The following is a 23,482-nucleotide window of genomic DNA, read 5'->3' on the forward strand; positions in this document are numbered from 1 at the left end:
CGCGGTCTTATTTCGCAATTGCGTTCTGCGCCGCGGCGGACAGGCCCGACTTTCGGGCATGTTGACTTTCCGCCATCCCCCTCCCCATACTTCGCAAAAAAACAACCAATCATAAGACGGTTTTGGGAGGATAGGATGCCGACTTCACGCAGGCAGCTGCTGAAGACTTCGGCGGCTGCCGCCGCCGCACTCAGCCTCGATTGGACCCGGGCCCAGGCGCAAGCCGAGACATTGCGCATCGGCCTGATCTATGACCTCACCGGCCCCTTCGCCGCGGGCGGCTCGGTCGCATCGTCAATCGGCGCGCAGATCGCGATCGATCTCGTCAACGAGAAAGGCGGCGTCGGCGGAAAGACCAAGATTGCTCCGGTCGCCGCGGATTCCCAGAGCAAACCCGACGTTGCGATCAACGAAGCCGAACGCCTGATCAGCCAGGAGAAGATCGACATCCTCAACGGCGTCTATGCGAGCTCGCATGCGGTGCCGCTCGCGGCCAAGGTCGAGCAGCAGAAGAAGATCCTCTGGATCACGACCGCGGTCTCGACCGCCGTGTTCAAGGACAAGAACCTGCAATACGTGTTTCGCGCGCAGATCCATTCCGATCAGTACGGCCAGGCCTTTGCCGGCTTCATCGCCGAGCATGCCAAGGCCAAGCTCGGCATGGAGCCCGGCGAGGTCAAGGTCGCGCTGATCCACGAGGACGGCCCCTATGGCGTCGGCGTTGCCGCCGCCGACGAGGCCTATGCCAAGCAGGCCGGCATCCAGGTGGTGCTGCGCGAAGGCTACTCGGCCTCCGCGCCCGATCTCTCGGTGCTCGTCACGAAGATCAAGCGCGCCAAGGCCGACGTGATCTCGCACGCCGGCTACAACCCCGACATCACCCTGTTCCTGCGCCAGGCGCGCGAGAGCGGATTGCGCTTCAAGATGCTGTTCGGGGCAGGCGCCGGCTACAGCCAGCTCGACAAGCTGCGCGCGACCTTCGGCCCCGACATCGACAATTTCTGCAACATCGATCCGGTGCCCGCGCAGTTGCTCGATCCCACCAAGCTGGCGCCGGGCATGGGCGACCTGATCAAGACCATGGTCTCGCGCTACCAGGCCAAGACCGGCGCGACCGACGTGCCGCCGCATTGCTCGATGGGCTTCAACCAGACCTGGGTGCTGCTCAACAACGTGCTGCCGGTCGCCAAGGAGAAGTACGGCAGCTTCGATCCCGAAGCCATTCGCAAGGCCGCACTCGACGTCGACATCCCCGCCGGCGGCACCATCCAGGGCTACGGCGTGAAGTTCTTCCCGCCGGGCACGCCGCTCTCGGGACAGAACGAACGCTCGACGCCGGTCGTGATGCAGAACGCCGGCGAGCACATCTCGGTGGTCTGGCCGACCAACATCCGCACGCAGGACCCGGTATTCCCGCTGCCGAAAGGCTCGACTTACGGGGTGTAAGCGACGACGGGGCGCCCTCGCCCCCTTGTGGCGAGTGGCTCGCCAGACCGGCGAGGTAGGTGAGAGGTTCTCGTGACGCGAGAACCTCTCGCTGGTATTTCGCGTTAATACCCCCTCATCCAGGGCTCTCTTACCCACCGCCAGTTCGTTTCACGCTGTTTTCACGCCCTGGTTCGATTCTCGGCCGAGGATCGTCATGCACAGGACCGGCTCGCATTGTGGAGCCATCCAGCAGGGATCGGAAATTCTTCAGATCGTGAATTCCAGCGATGGGGGTGAAAATGCCCGCCATATTCGAATTGCTCTACAAGGAATTTTGCCGCGCCCGCCTGGCCGAGATGCGCAAGCAGCTTCTGCTCACCCGCAAACATGCTGAGCTCTTTCTGCCGAGCGAAGATTCCGCCGACCCGGATGCCGAGATGGACGCGCAGCACGAAGCGAACTTGAAGCGCAGCAGAAAATAGCCGCCTCTCCTCGCGTCAACAGCATTTGACAAAGGCGGCACTTTTTCAGGAGGCAACAATGAACACACCTGAATTCTATACTGCGTCGATTGCCTGCCTCTCGTGCATGACCATCGTGATCATGATGACCGTCGGGGCCTGGTAGGCGACGGCATCGGCGAGCAGCAGGCGCGTGGCGGCGTCCTACAGCACCACCCGCCGCCCCTCCTCCGCGGCCCAATAGCCGGCATAGTTCACCTTGATCGTCTCATACGCCAGCGCGAGATCCGACAGCGGCTGCCGCCCGGTCGCGGCGCATTCCATGAAGTCCTGAATTTCCTGCAAGTAGCCGCGCGTCCATTCCTCCTCGAGGCAGACATATTGCCAGCCGGTCTTGCGGTCGACTTTTTCGGTGATGTAGACGCCGGCGAGCTTCTCCTCGGAGGTCTGGTAGCTCATCAGATGCGTGTTGGGCGTGATGTTGGCGAACAGCGAACCGCCGCTCGTGTAGGTCTCGATCAGGTTGCGCACGCCGCCCATGATCATGTCGCCGGAGAACACGGTCGCCTTGGTGCCGTCGGAGAAGGTCGCGGTCAGCGTGCCCCAGTCCTCGACATCGACGGGATTGGCCTTGATGTAGGTGCGCTCCTCCGGCTTCAAGCTCGCGGTCACGTTGCCGACGTCACCGGTGACGCTGGCGACGCGGATGGTCTCGCCTCGCGCTCTCGCTTCGACCTGCTTCAGATAGAGCACGGCCGAGAGCGGATGACAGCCCATGCGGATCAGCGAGCCGCCGCCGGTCATCGCCCATTGCGCCGCATGCGCGGCGTGCGAGCCGGAATGGCTCTCCTCGCCCTTCATGAACAGGATTTTGTCTTTCGTCGCCCTGATGATCTCGGCGGTCTTGGTCACCGCCGGCGCGTAGATCCAGTCCTCGGCGTACATGAAGAGCTTTCCGGTGCGCTCGATCGCGGCGCGGGTCGCGTCCATCTCTTCCAGCACGCGCTCGTACATCAGCGCCTTCGGGACGCGCTTGCCGATCGGCTGCTGGTCGTCCTCGCGACCGAAATAGCCGGCAAACGGCTTTTCGCAGATGACATGCTTGCCGGCCTGCATCGCACCGACGATCATCTCCGCATGGAGATTGGGCGGGGTGCAGATGTCGACGACATCGATCTCGCGGTCGGCGATCAGGTCCGTGAAGCTGCGATAGACGCGCGGAATGCCGTGATGCCCAGCGAATTCGACGACGCGATCGCCTCGCGCGGCCACCGCCGCGACCTCGACATCCACGCCGTAGACCCGCCGGAACGCATACATATGCAGCTCCGACACGAAGCCGCAGCCGACGAGCCCCACCCGAATCCTGGCCATAGCGCCCCTCACCCTGGTTTGGGCGGCACTATAGCGCGCTGCTGCGCCTAATCCACCGAGACCCGCACCACGCCGGCGCTCATCATGCCGAGCGCGCGGGCGGCCGGCACCGAGAGATCGACGATACGGCCGCGGATGAACGGGCCGCGATCGTTGACGCGGCACTGGATCGTGCGACCGCTGTAGGACACCCTGAGCACGGTGCCAAACGGGCGCGTCCGGTGAGCGCAGGTCAGCTCTCCCTTGCCGGCTTTTCCGTAGCCGTAATAGGAGGCGAGCCCGCTTTCGGCACGGGCAACAGAAAAAACTGAAAGCGAGAAAGTCGCGAGACAAAAGAATAGCATCGGCTGCGCGCGCACGGCACCGCTCCCGGTTGGCCCTGCCCGGCGCTTCAAACGTCGATTTGTTCCATTAAGTTCCTGGAACTGCCGGGCCCACACCCGGCAGTTCCATCAAAGATTGTTACTGTTTGTGGAAGACCAGCGTTCGGACCTCGATACTCTCGCGCGGCGCAATGTCAGCCGGCGTGGTCGGATCGACGAAGGCGGTGTGCGGCCCGAAGCGGGTTCGGCCGTCGGTTGCGGAATCATAGCACTTCAGCAGCAGCGCCTCGTCCGGCGTCATCTCCGGGAAGTAGAACCAGCGATGGTTCGGATTGTACTTCACCGAATAGGTCTCGCCGCGGCGGTTGGGATAGATCAGGTCGGAGGCGACGAGATCTTCCGGCGCGACCGTGGTGCCGTCGGCCATCGCCAGCGGTGAATCGCGCAAGGGACCGCGGATCGGGCGCCACAGATTGATCACCTGCACGCGGCCCTTCAGAAGCTCCTCGGCCTCGTCGGGCAGATGTTCGCGCACGCGGTTGGCGCCGGAGACGGCGGTCTGGTCGACATGGACGCGCGTTGCAGGCTGGCGCGGGCCGCCGCCACGAATGTCGGCCGCACCCTCGACACGCTTGCGCACGGTGTGATCGAAGATGACCACGCGGTCCGCCTTCAGCGTCGCGCGCAAAAACGCCTCGACGGCGGGATAGTAGACCGCCCGTATTTCCTCATCGTTGTAGAAATCCTTCACCTGGGTCGGATGGCGCACCAGCGCAAAGCCTTCGCGATCGAGCGAGACATTCTGTGCGATCAGGCGCGCATCGAAGATCGGGACCTGATGCGGCTCAGGCAGCGACGTGCTCTTGGGCTCGCCGGGCGGCGGATCGAAGGCGTAGGTGCGCGGCTTGGCCGATGTCGGCGCGAGATAGTTGAGTTCGGCAGTGACGAAGGGAAGCGATTCGATTTTTGTTTCTTGCAGGCCCATGGCCGGTCTCCCGATGTGGTCGTCGGAATCATTTTTGACGGGACGGGGCGGGGCGCAAGGGTGCTGGTGCAAATAGCAATGGGGATGTCGGCGACGGCCAAGAATGCAGAAGGAACGTTTCGAAGATTGCAGTTGCGCAGGAAGCCTCCTTCTTTCCTCACGAATCCTTGAAACGCCCGTAAGAGTGTTTCTTCCTTCTCCCCTTGTGGGAGAAGGTGGCGCGAAGCGCCGGATGAGGGGTATCTATCCGCGAATCCGACTGTGAGAAATGAGGACGCGGAGAGAACCCCTCACCCGTCTCGCCGCTAGCGCGGCGAGCCACCCTCTCCCACAAGGGGAGAGGGTGAAGCGCGCCTACAACCCCGCCTTTGCAATCGCATCCGCAAAGGAGCGATCGACGATCTCGGCCGCATCCAGCTTCTGCTTGATCAGGCCCCAGCGGAAATAGAGGTCGATGGTGCTCTGCTCGTCCGCGACCACGCCGTCGTCGATCGGCGCGACCCGGATCTTTGCACGCGACAGCCAGTTTTGCGGCACGGCGACCGGGATGTTCATCAGCCTGCCCCAGGTCGCGGCGTAGCCGTCGACATTGTTCAGTGACCACGCCCGTGCCGCGGTGAGGCGGCGGATGAAGTCGGTCAGCTCCGCACGCTTGGCGCGGATGGCATCTGGCCTTGCCACCTGGAAGCTGAGGCCCGGCGTTAGGCCCTCCGAGGTGATGACGCGGCGCGATTTGAACAGCACCTCCTCCTGGCTCACATACGGCTCCCAGGTCGACCACGCATCGACGGAGCCCTGCGTGTAGGCGATCTTGGCGTCCGACGGTGCGAGGAAGGCGATCTGAATGTCGCTTGCGCTCCAGCCGTTCTTCTCGAGCGCGGCGAGGATCAGCTGATGGCCGATCGAGCCGCGGCCGGTTGCGATCTTCTTGCCCCGCAGATCGGCAAAGCTCTTGATCGGCGAATTCTCCGGCACGAGGATCGCCAGCCCCTCGCGCGTCTGCCGGATCGCGGCGATCGCCTTCACCGGTGCGCCGGAGGCGGCGGCGAAGGTGAAGGGCGCATCCCCGACGAGCCCGGTCTCGATCGCGCCGGCGCTGAGCGCTTCCAGCAGCGGCGCCGCCGCCGGAAACTCCTTCCACTCGATCTTGTAGGGAACGTCCTTGAGCTGGCCGGCCGCTTCCATCACGGCCTGCGCATTGCCCTTCTGGTCGCCGACGCGCAAGGTGGTTTGCGCTGCCGCCAGTTCAAATGAACCGAACAGCAGCGCGCCGGCCAGCATGAGGCGGATCATTCCGCCGCCTCACCGCGAACGGCCTGACGCTTGGCGACCAGCTGGCGCGTCAGCGGGATCAGCTCGCGGCCGTATTCGATGGCGTCGATCAGCGGATCGAAGCCGCGGATCAGGAAGTGGCTGATGCCGAGGTCGTAATAGTCGCCGAACACTTCGGCGACCTGCTCGGGCGTGCCGACCAGTGCCGTGGTATTGCTGTTGGCGCCGGTGAGCTTTGCGATTTCGGTCCAGAGCCGCTTGTCGATCCGGCTGCCCTGGTCGGCGAGCGAGAGCAGGCGTCGCGCACCGGCCGTGGCGTGGCCGTCGGCAGGTTTGCGATAGCCGGTCTTGTCCTGAAGCGCGGTGGCGCGCGCTAGGATTTCCTCCGCCTTCTCCCAGGCCTGCTTCTCGGTCGGCGCAATGATCGGGCGCACCGACAGGCTGAAGCGCGGCGTCGGCCGGCCCTGCCGGACCGCCGCATTGTGGACGCGCGAGGTCACGTCGCGGACCTGCGCATAGGACTCGCCCCACAGCGCAAAGGTGTCGGCGTGCTTGCCGGCGACATCGATCGCCGCATCCGAGGCACCGCCGAAATAGACGCGGATGCCCTCGGGCCGATACGGTTTCACCTGCGAGAAGGCGTTCTCGACCTGATAGTATTTGCCCTTGTAGGTGAACGGCTTGTCGCTGGTCCATTCCAGCTTGAGGATATCGAGGAACTCGGAGGTGCGGGCGTAGCGCTCGTCCTTGTCGTCGAGCGTGTTGCCGTCCTGCCGCAGCTCGGTGGCGTTGCCGCCGGTGATGACGTGGAGCGCGACACGCCCGCGCGAGAACTGGTCGAGCACGGCGAACTGCCGCGCCAGCAGCGTCGGCGCGGTGAAGCCGGGTCGTTGCGCGATCAGCACGTTGAGGCGATCGGTGTGGCTGAGAACATGCTGGGCGACCTGAAGCGCATCCGGACTCGTCGAATGAAACGCCAGCAGCGCGCGATCGAAGCCGGCATTCTCATGCGCCTTCGCCACCGTCTCGATGTGCGTGGGGTTAAGGATCGGGCCTTCGCGGACGACGGTCTCGGACGAATTGTTGTTGCTGATGAAGCCGATGAACTCGATCGACATGATCGTCTCCCTGATTGTTTTGCGGAAAAGCTAGAGGCCCAATGCGGCGCGGCCGAGGCCGATGCGCGTGGAATCATCCTGCGGCGTGTGCACGCGGCCGCACAGGACGTCGCAATAGTGCCGCTCCAGCGGATTGGTGCGGGACAGGCCGTGGTTGCCGGTCAGCGACAGCGCGTCCTCGACCACGGCCACCGCGTTGTTGGTGACGGTGAGCTTGATGACGTTGGATTCGGCCGCGGAGAGCGCGACACCGTCGTCGAAATCGCGCGCGAACGTTTCGATCAGCCGTGCATTGACCGCGAGCCTGGCCTCGATGGCGCCGAGGATCTCCTGCGCGCGGGCTAGGGTCGCCAGCGGCGCACCGAGGCTGGCGGGCACGCGCTGCTTCAGGAACGAGACGAACCAGTCGCGCGCGGCGCGGGCGATGCCGTTATAGATCGCGGCGACGAAGACCGTGTGGGCGGTCGCCTGCGTGACGTCGAGCGCGCGCCAGTCCGCCGGCTTGCGCACGTCGATCTCGGCATCGAGCGGGATCACGACGTCGTCGAAGATGACGTCATGGCTGCCGCTGGCGCGCAGGCCGTGATGGTCCCAGGTCTCGACAATACGCGTGCCCGGCAGGCCCGCCGGCACCAGGAACTGACCGACGCGCGGCTCGGCCTCGTCGGTCCGCGCCCAGACCAGGTACCATTTCAGGATCGGCGAGCCCGTCGAATAGATCTTGTGGCCGGAGAGGCGCCAGCCGGTCTCGGTGCGCCGCGCGATCGTCGCCGGCAGGCCGCCGCGCGAGGGCGAGCCGAGCTCGGGCTCGACACGCAGCGCGTTGACGAGCGCGAGGCCCTCCACCGTCTCGCGGGCAAGCTTGCGTGCGTGCCGGGCCGGCCAAGCCGGGCTGCGCGCCATCACGAGATGATTGATGTAGTGCATCGACAGCACCAGCGCAGTCGACGGATCGGCCTTGCCGATGATGCCGATGACGCGCGCGGTGTAGCGTGCGCCGGCACCGGCCCCGCCATGGGCGGCCGGCACCGTCAGCGACAACAGGCCTGCCTCGGACAGCTCGCGAAAATTCTCGAACGGGAAGCTGCCGGTGCGGTCGTGCTCGGCCGCGCGCGCGGCGAAGGTCTCGGCAAGAGCCTCGGCACGCGCGATGTAGTCGGGCTCGCTATGGGCCGAGCGCCCTTTTGCTACGGAAGTCACCATGTGGCATCCAACCCCAACAGGCCGAGAATCTGGCGGCGCAGATCCGCGAGATAAGGATCGCCGCGATGGCGCGGATAGGGCCGGTCGACGCGGATGTCGGCCTTCACGCGCGCGGGACGATCGCTGAACACGATGACGCGGTTGGCGAGCACCAGCGCCTCCTCCGCATCATGGGTCACCAGCAGCGTGGTGAAACCCTTACGCTGCCAGAGCGAGACCAGCTCCGCCTGCATGGTGATGCGGGTGAGCGAGTCGAGTTTTCCGAGCGGCTCGTCGAGGATGAGGATCTTGGGGTCGTTGACCAGCGCACGCGCAAGCGCAACGCGCTGCGCCATGCCGCCGGAGAGCTGGTGCGGATAGGCGTTGCGGAAGGACGATAGCCCGACGAGATCGAGCGCGTCATCCACGCGGTGACGCTGGCTCTTGAGGATGCCCTGCGCCTCGAGGCCCAGGGCGACGTTGTCCCAGACCGACCGCCAGGGAAACAGGGTCGGGTCCTGGAACACGACAACGCGCGAGGGATGCGGACTTCTGATGCGGCTCTCGTCCTCGCGCAGCGTTCCGGACCTGGGCTTGTCCAGGCCGGCGACGAGCCGCAGCAAGGTCGACTTGCCGCAGCCGGAGGGACCGAGCAGCGCGACGAACTCGCCCGGCTCGACGGAAATGCTGACATCGCTCAGCACCGGCAGTTCGGCACCGTCGATGTCGAAGGCGTGGCTGACCTGCTCGATGTCGAGCGCGGCGCCGGCGGCCGGATGCGCGGCGATTTCGGCCAGTGCGGCTGCGGCTACCATTTGACGGTCCCCTTCTGCCAGACGAGGAGGCGATCGCGGATCGCGAACAGCAGCGTGATCGCGCCGGAGCAGAGCAGCGACATCACGATCAGCGCCGCATACATGTTGGCATAGGCGGCCCAGCCCTGCGCCCATTGCAGATACCAGCCGAGGCCAGCCTTGACGCCGATCATCTCGGCGACGACGAGCACGGCGAAGGACGAGCCGAGCCCCATGAACAGGCCGACGAACACGTGCGGCAATGCCGCGGGGATCGCGACCTTCAGCACCAGGAACGACGGCTTTGCCCCTAACGTGCGCGCGACGTCGTAATAGGCGTTGCTGACGCTCGCGACGCCCGACCAGGTCAGCACGGTCACCGGAAAGCCGGTCGCAAGCGCGATCAGGAAGGTCGAGGCGCTCCAGCTCGACGGGAAGGTGAAGAAGGCAATCGGCAGCCAGGCGGTTGCGGGCAGCGGTCCGATGAAGCGCAGCACCGGATGCACCCAATAGCCCACCGCGCGCGACCAGCCGATCGACACGCCGGTGAGGAAGCCGATCGTCGCGCCGAAGAGATAGCCGCCAAGCTGGAGCTTGACCGAGGCAAAGACGCTGTCGAGCAGCTTTGGCAGATCATCGGTATAGACCTCGATGATCGACTGCGGCGGCGGGAAGAACGGCAACGGCAACCAGGCGAATTTCGCGGTGGCCACCTCCCACACCGTCAGGAAAGCGCCAAGCGCGACGAGCCACGGCGCACGCTTGTGCAGCGCCTTTCCTGCCGATCCGAGATAATCGGCACCGACGGTGCCGAACAGCGCGATGGCCGCGATGACGAAGGCCGCAATGCCCAGCGAATGCGTGCGCGACCAGTCGCCGACATCCTCCCACCACAGGCAGGACAGGCCGAAGGCGATCCACGCAACACTGGCGAGAACACCGACGCCGGATTCCCGGACCCAGTTCGCAAGAAGCGGCGCGCGCGAGGTTCGCGGCGCGCCGGATGCGAGGCCGTCAGACAGCGAATACGTCGACATAGATGCGCTCCGCGAATTTGGCGGTGTCGGTGCTTGGCTTGAAGACCTGCACGCTCTTCAGGTCGTCGGCATAGGCCTTCAGCTCGCGCTTGAGCACTTCGCCGACGGGATGATGATGGTGGGTGTGGTAGCGCACCATGCCCTCGATATCGGCGAGCGACGCCGTCTTCGGCGCGTAGGGCTGGAACGATTTTGCCGTGACGGACGGATTCTGCGCGGTGAACATCGCGGCGTCGAGCAGCGCCTGGGTCAGCGCGCGGGCGACCTGCGGCTCCTCGCGGACCAGACTGCCGCGCAGGCCGAGGATGCAGCAGCTCTTGTCGCGATATTCTCCGTCGAGATTGGAAGCGACCTCCTTGTACTGGCTGTCCTTGAGCCAGAGATAGCCGAGCGGATCGGACGACAGGAAGGCCTGCACCTCGCCCTTCTCGACCGCGACGTTGAGCAAATTGCCGGGATAGGCGCGCCAGTCGACATCCTTGACCGGATCGATCCCGAGCTTGGCGAGCTGAATGGAGAAGAAGTTCTTGTCGGGCCCGCCAAGATCGCCGACGGCGACGATCTTGCGCTTGAGATCGGCGAGCTTGCTCACATTGGAGTCTGCGCGGGTCAGCACGCGCATGCAGCCGCCATGGGTGCCGGCGGCGATCTTGACGTCAAAGCCCTGCTCCAGCGGCTTCAGCCAGCGCAGCGCCATGCCGAGCCCGGCGTCGCTTTTTCCGGTCGCGATCGCCTCGAGCAGTTGGTCGGTCGAACCGGAATAATTGATCAGCTCGATGTCGAGATTGTGCTTCTGGAAGAAGCCGTGCTCGATGGCGACCGGCACCGGTGCGAGACAGACGGCACCGGCGTTCCACGACAGTTTCAGCTTGCGCGGCGCGCCGGCGAGCGCGGGTGCCTCGGAGGCGGTCTGGCACAGCGGAAACGCCGAGAAATCGATGCCGGGCGCGCGCGGCGCAAAGGCCTGCGCACCCAGCGCGCCGAGCGGCGCGGCGAAGGCCGCAGCCAAGCCCGCCTGGAGCAGATGGCGACGGTCGAGACCCGATCCGCCGCGCTTGTTGTCGTTGTTCATCAGTCCCCACTCCTGCGCTGGCACGGCTCCGCCATTCGCGCAACGCTTCACGTTGCGCATGTTCCGTGCGGAGCTGCGTTGAGAGAATATCTTTCGCCGGCGCTTCCTGCGCCGCGTTGATGCGATGCGTAAATCATGCGGCGCGCCCGTCACATCGTCAATGAAATGGAATTTCGAATGTGGCGCGAAGCGAAGACATTCTCTCCACCGGCGCGTGCGGGAACGATGAAACGATTTTCGCCGATGCACCGGCTAGCAGAGCGCGCTTGCGACTCCCTCGCCTGCTCCATTCTTGCGCATCTTCGGCCGCGCACGGCGCACGTTCTCGAAAGCAGCGCTTCGCTAAAACGTCCTTGCCTGATGCGCGCGCAATACGAATGGCCATTTCATTGACTGCGCATCGCACGATCATAGACTTCGTCGTCTCGCTGCATCGCTCGCCCACGCGTCGTGAGCCAAGCAACAAGACAATCAAAAAAGACGGATCCTATGAGCATCAACTCCCACGACCATTCCATCACGCGCCGGCTCGCAACCTCGCTGTTCGCTGCCGCCATCACCTTGTCGACGGCCGCCGCCTCGTTCGCGGCCGACACGGTCGTGCTGCGCGTCGGCGACCAGAAGGGCGGCAACCGTTCGCTGCTCGAAATTTCAGGCTATGCGAAGGACCTGCCCTACAAGATCGAATGGTCGGAATTTCCCGCGGCAGCACCGATCCTGGAAGCACTCAACGCCGGCGCGCTCGACGTCGGCTACACCGGCGATCTCTCCTTCCTCTCCGTCTACGCGGCCGGTGCGCCGATCAAGGCGATTGGCGGCACCAAGTCGGACGCGAAGACGCAGGCCATCCTCGTGCGCCAGGATTCGCCGATCAAGTCAGCCGCCGACCTCAAGGGGAAACGTCTCGCCGGAACGCGCGGCGGCTGGGGTCAATTCCTGATCGACGCCACGCTGGAGAAGGCGCAGATCAAGCTGGAGGATGCGACCTTCGCGCCGCTCGGTCCGGTCGATGCCAAGATCGCGCTGGTCGCCGGCTCGATCGATGCCTGGGCGGTGTGGGAGCCCTATGTCTCGTTCGCGGCGCTGAAGGACAAGGCCCGCGTGATCGCCGACGGTGAAGGCCTGACGCCGACCATCACCTTCATCGTCGCCTCCGACAACGCCATCGCCACCAAGCGCGCCGCGGTGCAGGACCTGGTGCAGCGGCTGAACAAGGCGCGGCTGTGGTCGCTGGATCACATCGGTGAATACGCGAAGAGCACGGCCGAACTAACCAAGCTGCCCGAGGACGTGCTGCTATCGGCCTATACCGCGCAGCGCACCAGCCCGATCGTGATCGACGCGAACGTGGTGAAGGAGGTGCAGGAAGCCTCCGACCGCTCGACGCGCTACGGCATCCTGCCGAAGACGCTCGACGTCAGCCAAGCCGTGGACCGCAGCTTCACGGCCGCGGCCGCAGGGTCGAACTAAACCGAGGCGGCGGGATGCGCAGGCTTCGCCTCAAGGCCGGCCCGCTGCATCTCGCCGCGATCGTGCTCGCGCACTTCGCCTGCATGAGCCTGATCGTGTGGCTCTCGCTTTAGCCGCGCAAGATCACCAATAACCGCGGTAGTAAGGCCGGTAATACGCCCGGGGCCGGTAGTAGCCATAGCTGTAGCCATAATAGGGACGGGGACGGTAGTAGGAACGATACCCATAACCGTAACCCGGACCGTAGGCGTAACCCGGTCCATAGCCGCCGCCATAGTAGGCCGGCGCATAGCCATAGCCGTAGCCCGGATAGCCGTAGCCGCCGTAATACGGTCCGCCGCCATAATAGCCGTAGGGCGCGCTGCTGGCGATCGCGCCGCCGATGATCGCACCGGCTGCAAGGCCGCCGAGACCCCAGCCCCAGCCGCCACCCCAGCCGCGACCGCGCCAATACACCTGCGTGACATCATCGCCGACTGCCGCCTTCATGGTCGCGACATTGGTCGGCATCGGGCCTGCTGCGGCCTGCTCGATCTGGCCGGCCATGACCACACCGGCCAGCGAACAGACAATTGCCGTTTTCCACACACTCATCGTCTCGCTCCCTGTCTGACATTCTGCCTCGAAAAGGATCGCTGGCGCATGATCGGGCATCCTTGCGCCAAGTCAAAGTCCTGATTTTTGCGTGCGGCGCACAAAGACGGATGCCTTCATTGTAATCATCCGGTGCCGACGGGGATCGACGATCTCGCCGCATGTAACACCGGCACGACGGCGCCTGAGGCCCGATCACCCGGGCAAAGCATTAAGCTTCCCGTGCGTTCGCAACCAACAACCACCTTCCCGATTTACTATTCGTGCCGTTACTATCGGTTCCAATGCGCGCGGCGGGGGGAGGCTTCTCGCGAAGCGCCAGAGGTTGGGAGGATGACATGAGTGCCGCGAGACCCGAGCCGCTTGCCCGCCAGGCCCTTGCCTTCGTCCTGGCCGGCGGACGCGGCAGCCGGCTCCTGGAGCTGACCGACCGCCGCGCCAAGCCGGCGGTCTATTTCGGCGGCAAGTCCCGCATCATCGACTTCGCGCTGTCGAACGCGGTGAATTCGGGCATCCGCCGCATCGCGGTCGCCACCCAGTACAAGGCGCACAGCCTGATCCGGCATCTCCAGATGGGCTGGAACTTCTTCCGCCCCGAGCGCAACGAGAGCTTCGACATCCTCCCGGCGAGCCAGCGCGTCTCCGAGAACATGTGGTATGTCGGCACTGCGGATGCGGTCTACCAGAACATCGACATCATCGAATCCCACGCCTGCCGCTTCATCGTCGTGCTGGCCGGCGATCATATCTACAAGATGGATTACGAGGTGATGCTGCGCCAGCACGTCGAGAGCGGTGCCGACGTCACCGTCGGCTGCCTGGAAATGCCACGCGCGGAATCCTCCGGCTTCGGCATCATGCATATCGACGAGAACGGCTGGATCCAGTCGTTCCTGGAGAAGCCGAAAGATCCGCCGCCGATGCCGGGCAAGCCGGACGTCTCGCTCGCCAGCATGGGCATCTACGTGTTCGACGCGAAATTCCTGTTCGAGGAGCTCAAGCGCGACGCCGAGGACCCGAACTCCAACCACGATTTCGGCAAGGACATCATTCCCTACATCGTCAAGAACGGCCGCGCCATCGCGCACCAGTTCTCCAGCTCCTGCGTCCGCTCCGGCAGCGATCCGCGCGCCTATTGGCGTGACGTCGGCACGGTCGATGCCTATTGGGCTGCCAATATCGACCTCACCGACGTGGTGCCCGAGCTCGATTTGTTCGACCGCGCCTGGCCGATCTGGTCCTATGCCGAGATCACGCCGCCCGCCAAATTCGTCCATGACGAGGAGAGCCGGCGCGGCCAGGCCGTGAGCTCGCTGGTCTCGGGCGGCTGCATCATCTCCGGCGCCTCGCTGCGCCGCTCGCTGCTGTTCACCGGCGTGCGCATCAACTCCTACGCCAATGTCGAGAACGCCGTGATCATGCCCTATGTGAATGTCGGCCGCGGCGCGCGGCTGAGCAACGTCGTGATCGACCGCGGCGTCGAGATTCCGGAAGGATTGGTCGTCGGCGAGGATCCCGAGCTCGACGCCAAGCGCTTCCGCACCACCGAGCAGGGTATCTCGCTGATCACTCAGCCGATGATCGACAGGCTCAATACATGACGCCTGTTCGCGTCCTCGCGGTCGCCTCTGAGGTCTATCCCATCGTCAAGACCGGCGGCCTCGCGGATGTCGCCGGCGCGCTGCCGCTCGCGCTGAAGGCGCATGGCGTCGAGATGCGCACGTTGATGCCGGGCTATCCTGATGTGATGCGGTTGGTTTCGGGCGCGGGGGAAATCCGGCGCTGGCCGGATTATTTCGGCGGGCCGGGCCGGCTGCTTGCGGGCTCGCATGACGGGCTCGACCTGTTCGTGCTCGACGTGCCGCATCTCTATGCCCGGCCGGGCAACCCTTACGTCACCGCCGATGGCCTCGACTGGCCCGACAACGGCATCCGCTTCGCCGCGCTGTCGCGCATCGCCGCCGATATCGGCCACGGCCTCGTGCCCGCCTTCGTGCCCGATGTCGTGCATGCCCATGACTGGCAGGCCGGACTCGCGCCAGCCTATCTGCACTATGACAATCGTCCGCGGCCCGGCACCGTGATGACCGTCCACAACATGGCCTATCAGGGCAAGTTTGCTCCTGATTTGATCGGGTCGATCGGTCTGCCCTGGAGCAGCTTCGAAGTCCGCGGCCTCGAATATTTCGGCGGCATCAGCTTCCTCAAGGCCGGCCTGCAATTCGCCGATCGCATCACCACGGTGTCGCCGACCTATGCGCATGAGATCCAGAGCGACGAAGGAGGCATGGGACTCGGCGGCCTCTTGCGCGAACGCTCGAACGTGCTGAGCGGCATCCTCAACGGCATCGACACCGAGGTCTGGAATCCGCAAACCGACGCGCACATCGCCTATCGCTTCGGCGCGGAGGACCTCACGTTCCGGGCCGCGAACAAGGCGGTGCTGCAGCAGCAGTTCAATCTGGATTCCTCGGACGAGGCGCCGCTGCTCGGCGTCATCAGCCGCCTGTCCTGGCAGAAGGGGCTCGATCTCCTGCTCGAAGCCATTCCGACCATTTTGGACGAAGGCATGCAGCTCGCCCTGCTCGGCAGCGGCGACCGCGATCTCCAGGACCGCTATCAGGCCGCCGCGCGTGCCAATCCCGGCCGGATCGGCGTCATGATCGGCTATGACGAGATTCTGGCGCATCTGATCCAGGCCGGCTCGGATGCGCTGATCGTGCCGTCGCGTTTCGAGCCGTGCGGCCTGACCCAGCTTTGCGCGCTGCGCTACGGCGCTGTCCCGATCGTCTCGCGCGTCGGCGGCCTCGAGGATACCATCGTGGATATCGGCGAGGCCGATACGTCCGGCCGCAACGCCACCGGCTTCAAGTTCGGCCCCGTGACCTCGGATGCCCTCACCGGCACGTTGCGCAAGGCGAATGCCGCCTTCCACGACAAGCCGACCTGGCGCCGGCTGCAACACAGCGGACTTGCGACCGACGTCTCCTGGCGCAACCGCGCCGGCGACTACGCCGCGCTCTATCGCGGCCTGATGGCGACCCGCGCCTGAGTGACCGAGGTCGAATCCATGCTATAGAGCCGGCATGGACCCTCTCGTAATCAAGCTGATCGGCTTTGCCGCCGCCACCTGCACCACCGTGGCCTACGCGCCGCAAGCCATCAAGGTGTGGAAGACCCGCTCCACCGGCGACATCTCGCTCGGCATGTTCCTGGTCATGGTGCTGGGCCTGGCGCTCTGGCTCGTCTACGGCCTGCTCTCGGGCGATGCCCCGCTGATCGCCTCGAACGCCGTCACCATGCTGCTCGCCGGCGGCATCCTGTTCATGAAGCTGAAATACGGGTGAAGATGCCCCTCTCCCCTTGTGGGAGAGGCTGGCTCGCCGCGCAGCGGCGAGACGGGTGAAAGGTATCTCTCCGCGAGTCCCACTGCATTTGAACCAGAGGATAGATACCCCTCCGGCGCTTTGCGCCACCTTCTCCCACAAGGGGAGAAGGAAGAGTCCTCATCCAAACACATACGATGCCATCGCGACGTTCGCGACCTCGTCGACGAAGACGCGCTTGCCGACATCCTTGCCGGCGGCCCCCGCCGCCACCATCAGCGGCAGCAGATGGTCCTCGCGGGGATGCGCGAGGCGCGCGCTCGGTGCGTTTTCCCAGTCGACCAGCATCGCGTTGCGCCGCGCCGCATCCGGATTGCTGATCGCCTCGTTCAGATAGGCCTCGAAATCATACGAGACCGGCTTGGACTCGGCCCGGCCGAAGCCGCGCATGTTGTGATAGGTGAGCCCGCTGCCGACGATCAAAATGCCTTCGTCGCGCAGCGATGCGATGGCTTCTCCGACCTTGACGTGCTCGGCGGCATCATAGCTCGACTTCAGCGACAGCAGCACGATCGGCATGTCGGCGTTCGGATACATCAGGCCGAGCGGCACGAAGGTGCCGTGGTCGAAACCCTGGTTAGGATCCTCCCGGCAATCGACACCGGCGCGCGCCAGAAGCGCTTTCACCTCGGCGGCGAGTTCGGGCCTGCCCGGCGCCGGATATTTGAGGTGATAGGTATGCTCGGGGAAACCGTAATAGTCGTACACCATCGGCGGATTCGCCGAGGTGGACACGGTGAAGGCATCGGCCTCCCAGTGTCCGGTGATGACGAGCACGGCCTTCGGTCGTTCGGGGAGAAGCTGCGGCAGCCGGCCGAACTCAGCGGCGGTCTTGGCATATTGCACCCGCCTGTCCTCCATGAACGGCCAAGGGCCGCCGCCGTGGGACAGGAAGAACGTCGGAAAGCGCGTCATGGGATTCGTCTCGTTGGCAACAGCGCGTGTAACAGCCGCGCAATCGGCGGCGAGCATAGGCAAACCGGTATGGTTAGCAAGTCGTTAACGATTTGCCGCCCACAATCCGTCTGTGGCCGAAGGAATCGGCCAGAAGGCAGGGACTTGAGATGAAGAAGTTTGCGCTGGGGGACGTCGTCAACAGTGACAAGGGCCGCCGCGGCGTCGTCCGCGCCGCCTACCGCTCGAAGGAAGGCCAGCAGTTCTATGCCGTCGAGAAGGACGGCGCGATGGACTATCTGGAAGAAGACCGGCTGAGCGCCGCTCCCCGCGTCGAGCTCGCCGCCTAAGTCCAACTCATTTTCTGCTCTCACCTTGCGAGCCGGTCGAGACGCTCCGCGACGGGGTCGTCTCCGCTCGCGACGCGATCATTCGTGATCAGCAGCAGGCGATCCTTGCCTGCCGCGCCGTCCCAGCGTGGCAGGTCGGGTCCGTTGGGATCGCCGCTCTTCGCGAAATTGATCCAGTAGGCGCGCATCCGGCTTGCGACCTCGCGATCATTTCGTGACAGGATGCCTGCACCAGGCACGCCCTCCGCACCGAAGATGAACTGCAACTCGCGCCCATGGCCGCCGTCGGGATTTGCGCGCCGGGCCTCGGGCACATAAGCGAAGCGATAGCGAAACGTCGGCGCGCCGCTTGCGGCATGCAGGCGCGCCAGCAGTCGCACCGGCTCGGAGAAGAGCTTGTCGGTGTAGAACCGTGCCAAGATGTCCGAAGGTCTGGCGAGGTCGGGATAGAGCTTGCGCAGCTCGTCGCTTGTGGTGCCGGACGATGCGAGTTCCTCCCGGATATCGAACGCGCTGTCGAAACCGGTCTCGTCGTCGTTGGCGCCGATGATCAGAGGAATGCGGCTTTGATGTCCGACCGCAAAGCCTGCAGCAATATCCTCGGTTACCAGATTTTCGTCCATCACCGGCGCAAAGCTGTGGGGCGACGTTTCAAGCAGATGTTTTTCGGCGGCGAGCAGACGCCGCGGCTCGGCTGCGCGCAGGTCTGCCTGCGGTCCAAGCGCCGCCACGAACTGCCGGCCCACCGCCTCCGCTTCCTGCACCGAGCGCAGGCGCGCACGGCCGGGCACCGATTGCAGAATGGCCTTCTGGAAGAGATCGCGCGATTGCGCGGACAACATCAATAGCGCGATCGAGGTCGCGCCTGCATCGCTGCCGAACAGGGTGACGTTGCCGGGGTCGCCGCCGAACGCGGCGATGTTGTCGTGAACCCAATGCAGTGCCGCGATCTGGTCCATCAGGCCGTAATTGCCGGAGCCGCCGTCCGACAACGCGGGATGTGTGAGCCAGCCGAGCACGCCGAGGCGATAGTTCACGGTCACCACGATGAGGCCGGCCTGCACCAGCCTGGCGCCGTCGAACATCGGATCGTTCGCGGTGCCGCTGACGAAAGCGCCGCCATGGATGAACACCATCACCGGCAGCGGACCGTCGACCCCGAAGGGACGGAACACGTTCAATGTGAGGCAATCCTCGCTCGCGCCACGCAGCGACGGCTGAAGGCACGGCGCACCGTACTCATAGGCCGTGCGCATCTCCGAACTCTCGGGCGTGGCCTGCGGCGGATGCCAGCGCAGCGCCCCGACCGGCGGCGCGGCGTAGGCCAGCCCCTTGAAGGACGCCACCTCGCCTTCGACGGCGCCCAGCATCTGTCCTTCACGCGTCAGCGCAAACGGAAACTGTCCCACGGGCTGGGCCACGGCCGAGCCGGCGCACAGGACGACGCAAGCCGCAAAAAGCGCAAGCACGGACCGCATCTTCTGGGCATCTCGATGCGCGAACAGGTTTTCGTCAGGTTATGTCCATGCCCCTCGGCGAGGCAAGTCTCACGGGAGTCTAGCTTCCCTTGGAGGTCAATTCCGCCAGCGCGCGCCGCGCGATGATGCCGAGCTCACCCAGTGTGGAGTGCCCCGCCTGCGCCGCCTCGATCAGGCGCTCGGCGATGAACCTGCGGCTGTCATGGTCGCCGCCATGCGGCAGTTGGCGACACGTCTCCTCCAGGACGACGTCCATGTTGGCTTTCGTTCGCTCACTCAACTCTGTCATGACGCCCTGGATACGCGTGGCTTGTAACCGCAAGCATACACAGACGGATCGGGCATGATTAGCCCGGGCAATCACGGCCATTGTGCATCGCGATGCGTGTGGTGCCGCAGCATTTCACGCGGCCACGATGCCGCCGCAAACGACTACCGGGGATTGCACTTGCTGTAATGACAAGCCGAGCCTGCAGCGTTAGCCTGTCGGCAAAACAAAACATAAGGGAGGAAATGCCATGCCTGACGCAATGGTTGCTGCACGTGCTTCCGATGCAGGACGCGGAACCGCCCAGCAGGTCGACGTGGCCGTGGTCGGCGCCGGATTTGCCGGCCTCTATCTTCTCCACCGCCTGCGCAAGGCCGGCTTCTCGACGGTGGCCCTCGAAGAGGCCGGCGACGTCGGCGGCACCTGGTACTGGAACCGCTATCCGGGTGCGCGCTGCGATATCCAGACCATCGACTACAGCTATACCTTCGATCCGGACCTCGAGGCCGCCTGGACCTGGTCGGAGAAATACGCGACCCAGCCCGAGATTCTTCGCTATCTCGGCTTCGTCGCCGACCGCTATGACCTCAGGCGCGACATCCGCTTCAAGACCAAGGTCACCGAAGCCAGATGGGAGGAGAAGGCCGAGCGCTGGCAGCTCACCACCGACAATGGCGCGCCGGTCTCCTGCCGCCATTACATCATGGCGACAGGTTGCCTCTCCGCGCCGAAGCCGCCGGAGATCGACGGCGTCAAGGATTTCAAGGGCGAGGTCTATTTCACGGGGCGCTGGCCGCATGACGGCGTCAACCTCGCGGGCAAACGAGTCGCCGTGATCGGCACCGGCTCGTCGGCCATCCAGTCGATCCCGCTGATCGCCGAACAGGCCGCGCATCTGACCGTGTTCCAGCGCACGCCGAATTTCGCGCTGCCCGCGCATAACGGCCCCGCTCCCTCCGACCGCATGAGCCTCTTGCAAGGCGATCGCGCTGCCTATCGCGAGCAGGCGCGCCAGTCGATGGCCGGCGTGCCCTATCCGCAGCAGACCGTCGTGAGCTGGCAATTGAGCGATGCCGAGCGTCGTGAGCGGTTCGAACGCGCCTGGGCAGCCGGCGACCTCGTCCACATCCTGACGCAGCTCTGGGCCGACCAGGCGGTCGATGTCGATGGCAACAAGATCGTCCAGGACCTGATCCGCGAAAAGATCCGCGCCGCCGTCAACGACCCCGAGACCGCTGCGGCGCTCATGCCGGACGATCATCCCTTCGGCGCCAAGCGCCCCTGCCTCGATACCAATTACTACGCCACCTACAACCGGCCGAACGTCACGCTGGTCAATCTGCGCCAGGAGCCGATCAAGGCGATCACCGCGAGCGGCATTTTCACGAATGGCCGCAGCGTCGACGTCGACGTGATCGTGTTCGCCACCGGCTTCGATGCCATGACCGGCGCGATCCGCGCCGTGCATCCGATCACCGGGCGCGGCGGCAAGTCGCTCACCGATGTCTGGGCGCAGGGGCCGCAGACCTATCTCGGACTGACAGTCGAGGGCTTCCCGAACTTCTTCATGATCACCGGCCCCGGCAGCCCGTCGGTGCTGTCGAACATGGCGGTCTCGATCGAGCAGCATGTCGACTGGGTGGTGGATCGCTTGGCCGCATTGCGTGACGCCGGCTTCACCACGATCGAGCCGACCGAGACGGCGCAGGCCGGCTGGAACAGGCACATGGCCGACTGCTCGATGGTGACGCTGCACCGGCTCGCCAACACCTGGTACACGGGCGCCAACGTGCCCGGCAAGGTGCAGGGCCTGATGCCCTACACCGGTGGCGTCGGTCCCTATCGCAGTATCTGCGACGAGGTCACGGCCCGCGGCATGCTCGGCTTCAAGCTCGCCGGCCCCAGCGTCGGCGCGCAATGCAATGACGGCGAGGTGGTGCGCCTCCAGCCGGACGTGCGGCTGGTGCTGAACCTGCTGGCGTCACTGAACCTGCCGCCGATCGAGTCGATGGGCGCGCTCGGCGCGCGCGCCTTCGTGGACGAGTTCAACAAGGGCCGGCCCGCGGGACGCCCGATCGGCGACATCGTCGATGGCACCCTGCCCGGCACCGACGGTCCGCTTCCCTACCGCGTCTACAAGCCCGCAACACCCGGTCCGCATCGGGTCGTGGTCTATTTCCACGGCGGCGGCTGGGTGCTCGGCGACGAGCAGTCGGACGAGCCGTTCTGCCGCGACATGGTGCGGCGGACCGGCATGATGTTCGTCAGCGTCGGCTATCGCCACGCGCCGGAGTATCGTTTCCCGACCGCGGCCGAAGACGGCTATGCAGCGACGCGCTGGATCGCCGAGCACTCGGCCGAACTCGGTGGCAAGCCGGGTCCGGTGCTGGTCGCGGGCTGGAGCGCCGGCGGCAACATCGCCGCCGTCACCTGCCAGCTCGCGCGTGATCGCGGCGGGCCGGAGATCGCCGGCCAGCTGCTGGTCTGCCCGGTGACCGATTGCACCTTCGACCGCCCCTCCTACAACGACAATGCGACCGGCTACTTCCTGACGCGGTCGCTGATGTACTGGTTCTGGGACCTCTACTGCTCGCCGGCCGACCGCACCGATCCGCGCATCTCGCCGCTGCGCGGCAAGGTCGCTGGCCTGCCGCCGGCCTTCGTCGTCACCTGCGAGTTCGACCCCTTGCGCGACGAGGGCATCGCCTATGCCGAGGCGATGGCGGCCGCCGGCGTCCCGGTCGAGCAGCTCAGGGCGCGCGGCCATTTCCACTCGTCCTTTGCGATGGTCGACGTGGTGATCACCGGCGCGCAAGGCCGGACACAAATGGCCCAAGCCTTGCGACGCTTCGCCGGGCTTCCGCCGGAGGTTAGCAACAGTGACGAGAACAGCCACGGCCACGCCAGCCCGGGGCACAGAATCGCCGCGGCCGCGAGCTGATGGCGACAAGGCGGCCGGGAACCTTTTCCCGGCTGCCGCGTTGGGAGCGCGTGGCATTGAGATGCAGCGATAGATGCGGCCCCGGCGCGCAAGTCCGCGTGCTGGGGAGTTTTCTTGCGTGAGGCGGGGCGATGGGCGACGTGTTTGTGGATTCAAAGGTCGATTTCGGTGCGCTTGCGGCTCTGTATAAATGGCCGTCGCTTGCCAATCAGCGCCGACTGGACCGTGAACCGTACCAGATCATCGAAGGCACACTCGACGAGTGCATCTCGGCGTTCACCAGGAAACCTCCGACGACCAGGCACCTCTATGAGATCCGCACGGCGGCGCAGCCGCCGCTGGTCACGGACATCGTCTCCCCCGAGCATGTCATCGAGCTATCGCGCCTGAGGGAGTTTCTCTGATGGCCCGAGGAAGCGCTGACCGGGCGTAGGAACCTTCTTCCGGTTTTTCCCGTTAGTGGTGATCGGAAGCAAGTGAGTGCCTCCCATGCTAGAAGCCAGCATTCCATCTTCGGTCGTGCCCTATGGCGCGGACCAGACACTGTTCGTGGTGATCGATCGGCTCGACGAGGCCACCGAGATCCGCGTTGAGCGAAGCGACCTCGAGGCAACGATCGGCGAGCTCGTCGCCGGCTGCTTCAGCGACCCCATCAAGGTGATCTCGTTCAACACGCTCGAACACTGGATGAAGGACATCTCGACCGATGTCGCCGGCGAGATCCAGACGCGCTGCGCGATCGACGGTATACCCGACTATCTCTGCGACTTCATCGAGAGCTACACCTGATGCGTTCAGGGCATGGTTTTCGGAAGTTATGCGCGCCGGTACTTGCCGGCGATGACCTCGATCTCGCGGCGGCGTTCGCCTGCGAAGGTCAGGAGCTTTTCGATCGTCAGCGTATCCGTGATCCGTTTGGCGAGCCGCTCGGCGCGTGCGGCCTGATCTTCGAGATACTGGATCGTGTTCAAGCGCCCGCCTCCCCAAAAGCCCCGGATTGTTTGGGCAGCCATGGTGCTTGAGAAGCCTCTAACAGCCGGTTAAGCGCGGCGTCA

At 65.0% G+C, this 23,482-nt stretch carries 24 protein-coding genes; 10 read left to right on the forward strand and 14 right to left on the reverse strand.

Annotation, left to right across the window (positions count from 1 at the left end; all coding sequences use genetic code 11):
• Positions 1-135: 135 nt before the first annotated feature.
• The gene (locus RAD15_RS06580; RefSeq protein ID WP_458175595.1) at positions 136-1,446 is read left to right on the forward strand and encodes an ABC transporter substrate-binding protein; all 1,311 of its coding nucleotides are present in this window, start codon (positions 136-138) and stop codon (positions 1,444-1,446) included.
• A gap of 281 nt (positions 1,447-1,727) precedes the next feature.
• Positions 1,728-1,910 (forward strand): hypothetical protein, encoded by a 183-nt coding sequence (locus RAD15_RS06585; protein ID WP_458175597.1) that lies wholly within the window; start codon positions 1,728-1,730, stop codon positions 1,908-1,910.
• Between the two features lie 183 nt (positions 1,911-2,093).
• On the opposite strand, the gene RAD15_RS06590 is transcribed toward RAD15_RS06585, so the two are convergent.
• The 9 genes from RAD15_RS06590 to RAD15_RS06630 all read right to left on the reverse strand — a co-directional run bounded on the left by RAD15_RS06590 (position 2,094) and on the right by RAD15_RS06630 (position 11,046).
• On the reverse strand, positions 2,094-3,263 hold the full coding sequence (locus RAD15_RS06590) for a Gfo/Idh/MocA family protein (RefSeq protein WP_458175599.1): 1,170 nt from the start codon (positions 3,261-3,263) through the stop codon (positions 2,094-2,096).
• Between the two features lie 47 nt (positions 3,264-3,310).
• Entirely contained in the window at positions 3,311-3,622 is a 312-nt protein-coding gene (locus RAD15_RS06595; protein WP_458175601.1) for a septal ring lytic transglycosylase RlpA family protein, read from the reverse strand.
• Between the two features lie 103 nt (positions 3,623-3,725).
• On the reverse strand, positions 3,726-4,571 hold the full coding sequence (locus tag RAD15_RS06600) for a CmcJ/NvfI family oxidoreductase (RefSeq protein WP_458175603.1): 846 nt from the start codon (positions 4,569-4,571) through the stop codon (positions 3,726-3,728).
• Between the two features lie 354 nt (positions 4,572-4,925).
• A complete protein-coding gene (locus RAD15_RS06605) occupies positions 4,926-5,864 on the reverse strand; it encodes an ABC transporter substrate-binding protein (protein WP_458175605.1) in 939 nt (312 codons plus the stop codon).
• The gene (locus RAD15_RS06610) at positions 5,861-6,961 is read right to left on the reverse strand and encodes an LLM class flavin-dependent oxidoreductase (RefSeq protein WP_458175607.1); all 1,101 of its coding nucleotides are present in this window, start codon (positions 6,959-6,961) and stop codon (positions 5,861-5,863) included. Before RAD15_RS06610 ends, RAD15_RS06605 begins: the two co-directional genes overlap by 4 nt.
• Positions 6,962-6,991: 30 nt before the next feature.
• Positions 6,992-8,164, reverse strand: coding sequence for an acyl-CoA dehydrogenase family protein (locus RAD15_RS06615; RefSeq protein WP_458175609.1), 1,173 nt, complete (start codon positions 8,162-8,164; stop codon positions 6,992-6,994).
• A complete protein-coding gene (locus tag RAD15_RS06620; protein ID WP_458175611.1) occupies positions 8,158-8,958 on the reverse strand; it encodes an ABC transporter ATP-binding protein in 801 nt (266 codons plus the stop codon). The genes RAD15_RS06615 and RAD15_RS06620 overlap by 7 nt, the downstream gene beginning before the upstream one ends.
• The gene (locus RAD15_RS06625; protein ID WP_458175613.1) at positions 8,952-9,974 is read right to left on the reverse strand and encodes an ABC transporter permease; all 1,023 of its coding nucleotides are present in this window, start codon (positions 9,972-9,974) and stop codon (positions 8,952-8,954) included. The genes RAD15_RS06620 and RAD15_RS06625 overlap by 7 nt, the downstream gene beginning before the upstream one ends.
• Positions 9,952-11,046, reverse strand: coding sequence for an ABC transporter substrate-binding protein (locus RAD15_RS06630; RefSeq protein ID WP_458175615.1), 1,095 nt, complete (start codon positions 11,044-11,046; stop codon positions 9,952-9,954). Before RAD15_RS06630 ends, RAD15_RS06625 begins: the two co-directional genes overlap by 23 nt.
• A 489-nt stretch (positions 11,047-11,535) precedes the next feature.
• Between RAD15_RS06630 and RAD15_RS06635 the strand changes: the two genes are divergently transcribed.
• Entirely contained in the window at positions 11,536-12,516 is a 981-nt protein-coding gene (locus tag RAD15_RS06635; protein ID WP_458175617.1) for an ABC transporter substrate-binding protein, read from the forward strand.
• A gap of 123 nt (positions 12,517-12,639) precedes the next feature.
• Here the strand turns inward: RAD15_RS06635 and RAD15_RS06640 are convergent, their stop codons facing one another.
• Positions 12,640-13,110, reverse strand: coding sequence for a hypothetical protein (locus tag RAD15_RS06640; protein WP_458175619.1), 471 nt, complete (start codon positions 13,108-13,110; stop codon positions 12,640-12,642).
• 338 nt (positions 13,111-13,448) lie between these two features.
• Here RAD15_RS06640 and glgC point away from each other — a divergent pair, with 338 nt between their 5' ends.
• Genes glgC through RAD15_RS06655 form a run of 3 tightly spaced genes read left to right on the forward strand, consistent with a single transcriptional unit; the run spans position 13,449 to position 16,457 of the window.
• Positions 13,449-14,711 carry a glucose-1-phosphate adenylyltransferase gene (glgC, locus tag RAD15_RS06645; RefSeq protein ID WP_458175621.1) on the forward strand — a complete coding sequence of 421 codons (1,263 nt, stop codon included), beginning with the start codon at positions 13,449-13,451 and terminating at the stop codon, positions 14,709-14,711.
• Complete coding sequence (gene glgA / locus RAD15_RS06650; protein WP_458175623.1) at positions 14,708-16,162, forward strand: glycogen synthase GlgA; 1,455 nt, start codon at positions 14,708-14,710, stop codon at positions 16,160-16,162. Before glgC ends, glgA begins: the two co-directional genes overlap by 4 nt.
• 34 nt (positions 16,163-16,196) lie before the next feature.
• Positions 16,197-16,457 (forward strand): SemiSWEET transporter, encoded by a 261-nt coding sequence (locus RAD15_RS06655; RefSeq protein WP_458175625.1) that lies wholly within the window; start codon positions 16,197-16,199, stop codon positions 16,455-16,457.
• Positions 16,458-16,616: 159 nt separating this feature from the next.
• Here the strand turns inward: RAD15_RS06655 and RAD15_RS06660 are convergent, their stop codons facing one another.
• Entirely contained in the window at positions 16,617-17,411 is a 795-nt protein-coding gene (locus RAD15_RS06660) for a DODA-type extradiol aromatic ring-opening family dioxygenase (RefSeq protein WP_458175627.1), read from the reverse strand.
• A 149-nt stretch (positions 17,412-17,560) separates the two neighbouring features.
• On the opposite strand from RAD15_RS06660, the gene RAD15_RS06665 reads away from it, so the two are divergent.
• Complete coding sequence (locus RAD15_RS06665; protein ID WP_200512190.1) at positions 17,561-17,740, forward strand: hypothetical protein; 180 nt, start codon at positions 17,561-17,563, stop codon at positions 17,738-17,740.
• A gap of 20 nt (positions 17,741-17,760) precedes the next feature.
• On the opposite strand, the gene RAD15_RS06670 is transcribed toward RAD15_RS06665, so the two are convergent.
• The gene (locus RAD15_RS06670) at positions 17,761-19,218 is read right to left on the reverse strand and encodes a carboxylesterase/lipase family protein (protein ID WP_458175629.1); all 1,458 of its coding nucleotides are present in this window, start codon (positions 19,216-19,218) and stop codon (positions 17,761-17,763) included.
• Positions 19,219-19,297: 79 nt separating this feature from the next.
• Positions 19,298-19,507 carry a hypothetical protein gene (locus RAD15_RS06675; RefSeq protein ID WP_458175631.1) on the reverse strand — a complete coding sequence of 70 codons (210 nt, stop codon included), beginning with the start codon at positions 19,505-19,507 and terminating at the stop codon, positions 19,298-19,300.
• A gap of 229 nt (positions 19,508-19,736) precedes the next feature.
• On the opposite strand from RAD15_RS06675, the gene RAD15_RS06680 reads away from it, so the two are divergent.
• From RAD15_RS06680 to RAD15_RS06690, 3 genes are all read left to right on the forward strand, one after another.
• On the forward strand, positions 19,737-22,427 hold the full coding sequence (locus RAD15_RS06680; protein WP_458175633.1) for a flavin-containing monooxygenase: 2,691 nt from the start codon (positions 19,737-19,739) through the stop codon (positions 22,425-22,427).
• A 131-nt stretch (positions 22,428-22,558) separates the two neighbouring features.
• Entirely contained in the window at positions 22,559-22,831 is a 273-nt protein-coding gene (locus RAD15_RS06685) for a hypothetical protein (RefSeq protein ID WP_458175635.1), read from the forward strand.
• 85 nt (positions 22,832-22,916) lie between these two features.
• Positions 22,917-23,216, forward strand: a complete 300-nt coding sequence (locus RAD15_RS06690; RefSeq protein WP_458175637.1) for a hypothetical protein — start codon at positions 22,917-22,919, stop codon at positions 23,214-23,216.
• Positions 23,217-23,242: 26 nt separating this feature from the next.
• On the opposite strand, the gene RAD15_RS06695 is transcribed toward RAD15_RS06690, so the two are convergent.
• Positions 23,243-23,398: a hypothetical protein gene (locus RAD15_RS06695; RefSeq protein ID WP_014493103.1), complete on the reverse strand. Its 156-nt coding sequence runs from the start codon at positions 23,396-23,398 to the stop codon at positions 23,243-23,245.
• Between the last annotated feature and the right edge of the window lie 84 nt (positions 23,399-23,482).

It is taken from the genome of Bradyrhizobium sp. 14AA (assembly GCF_054185205.1).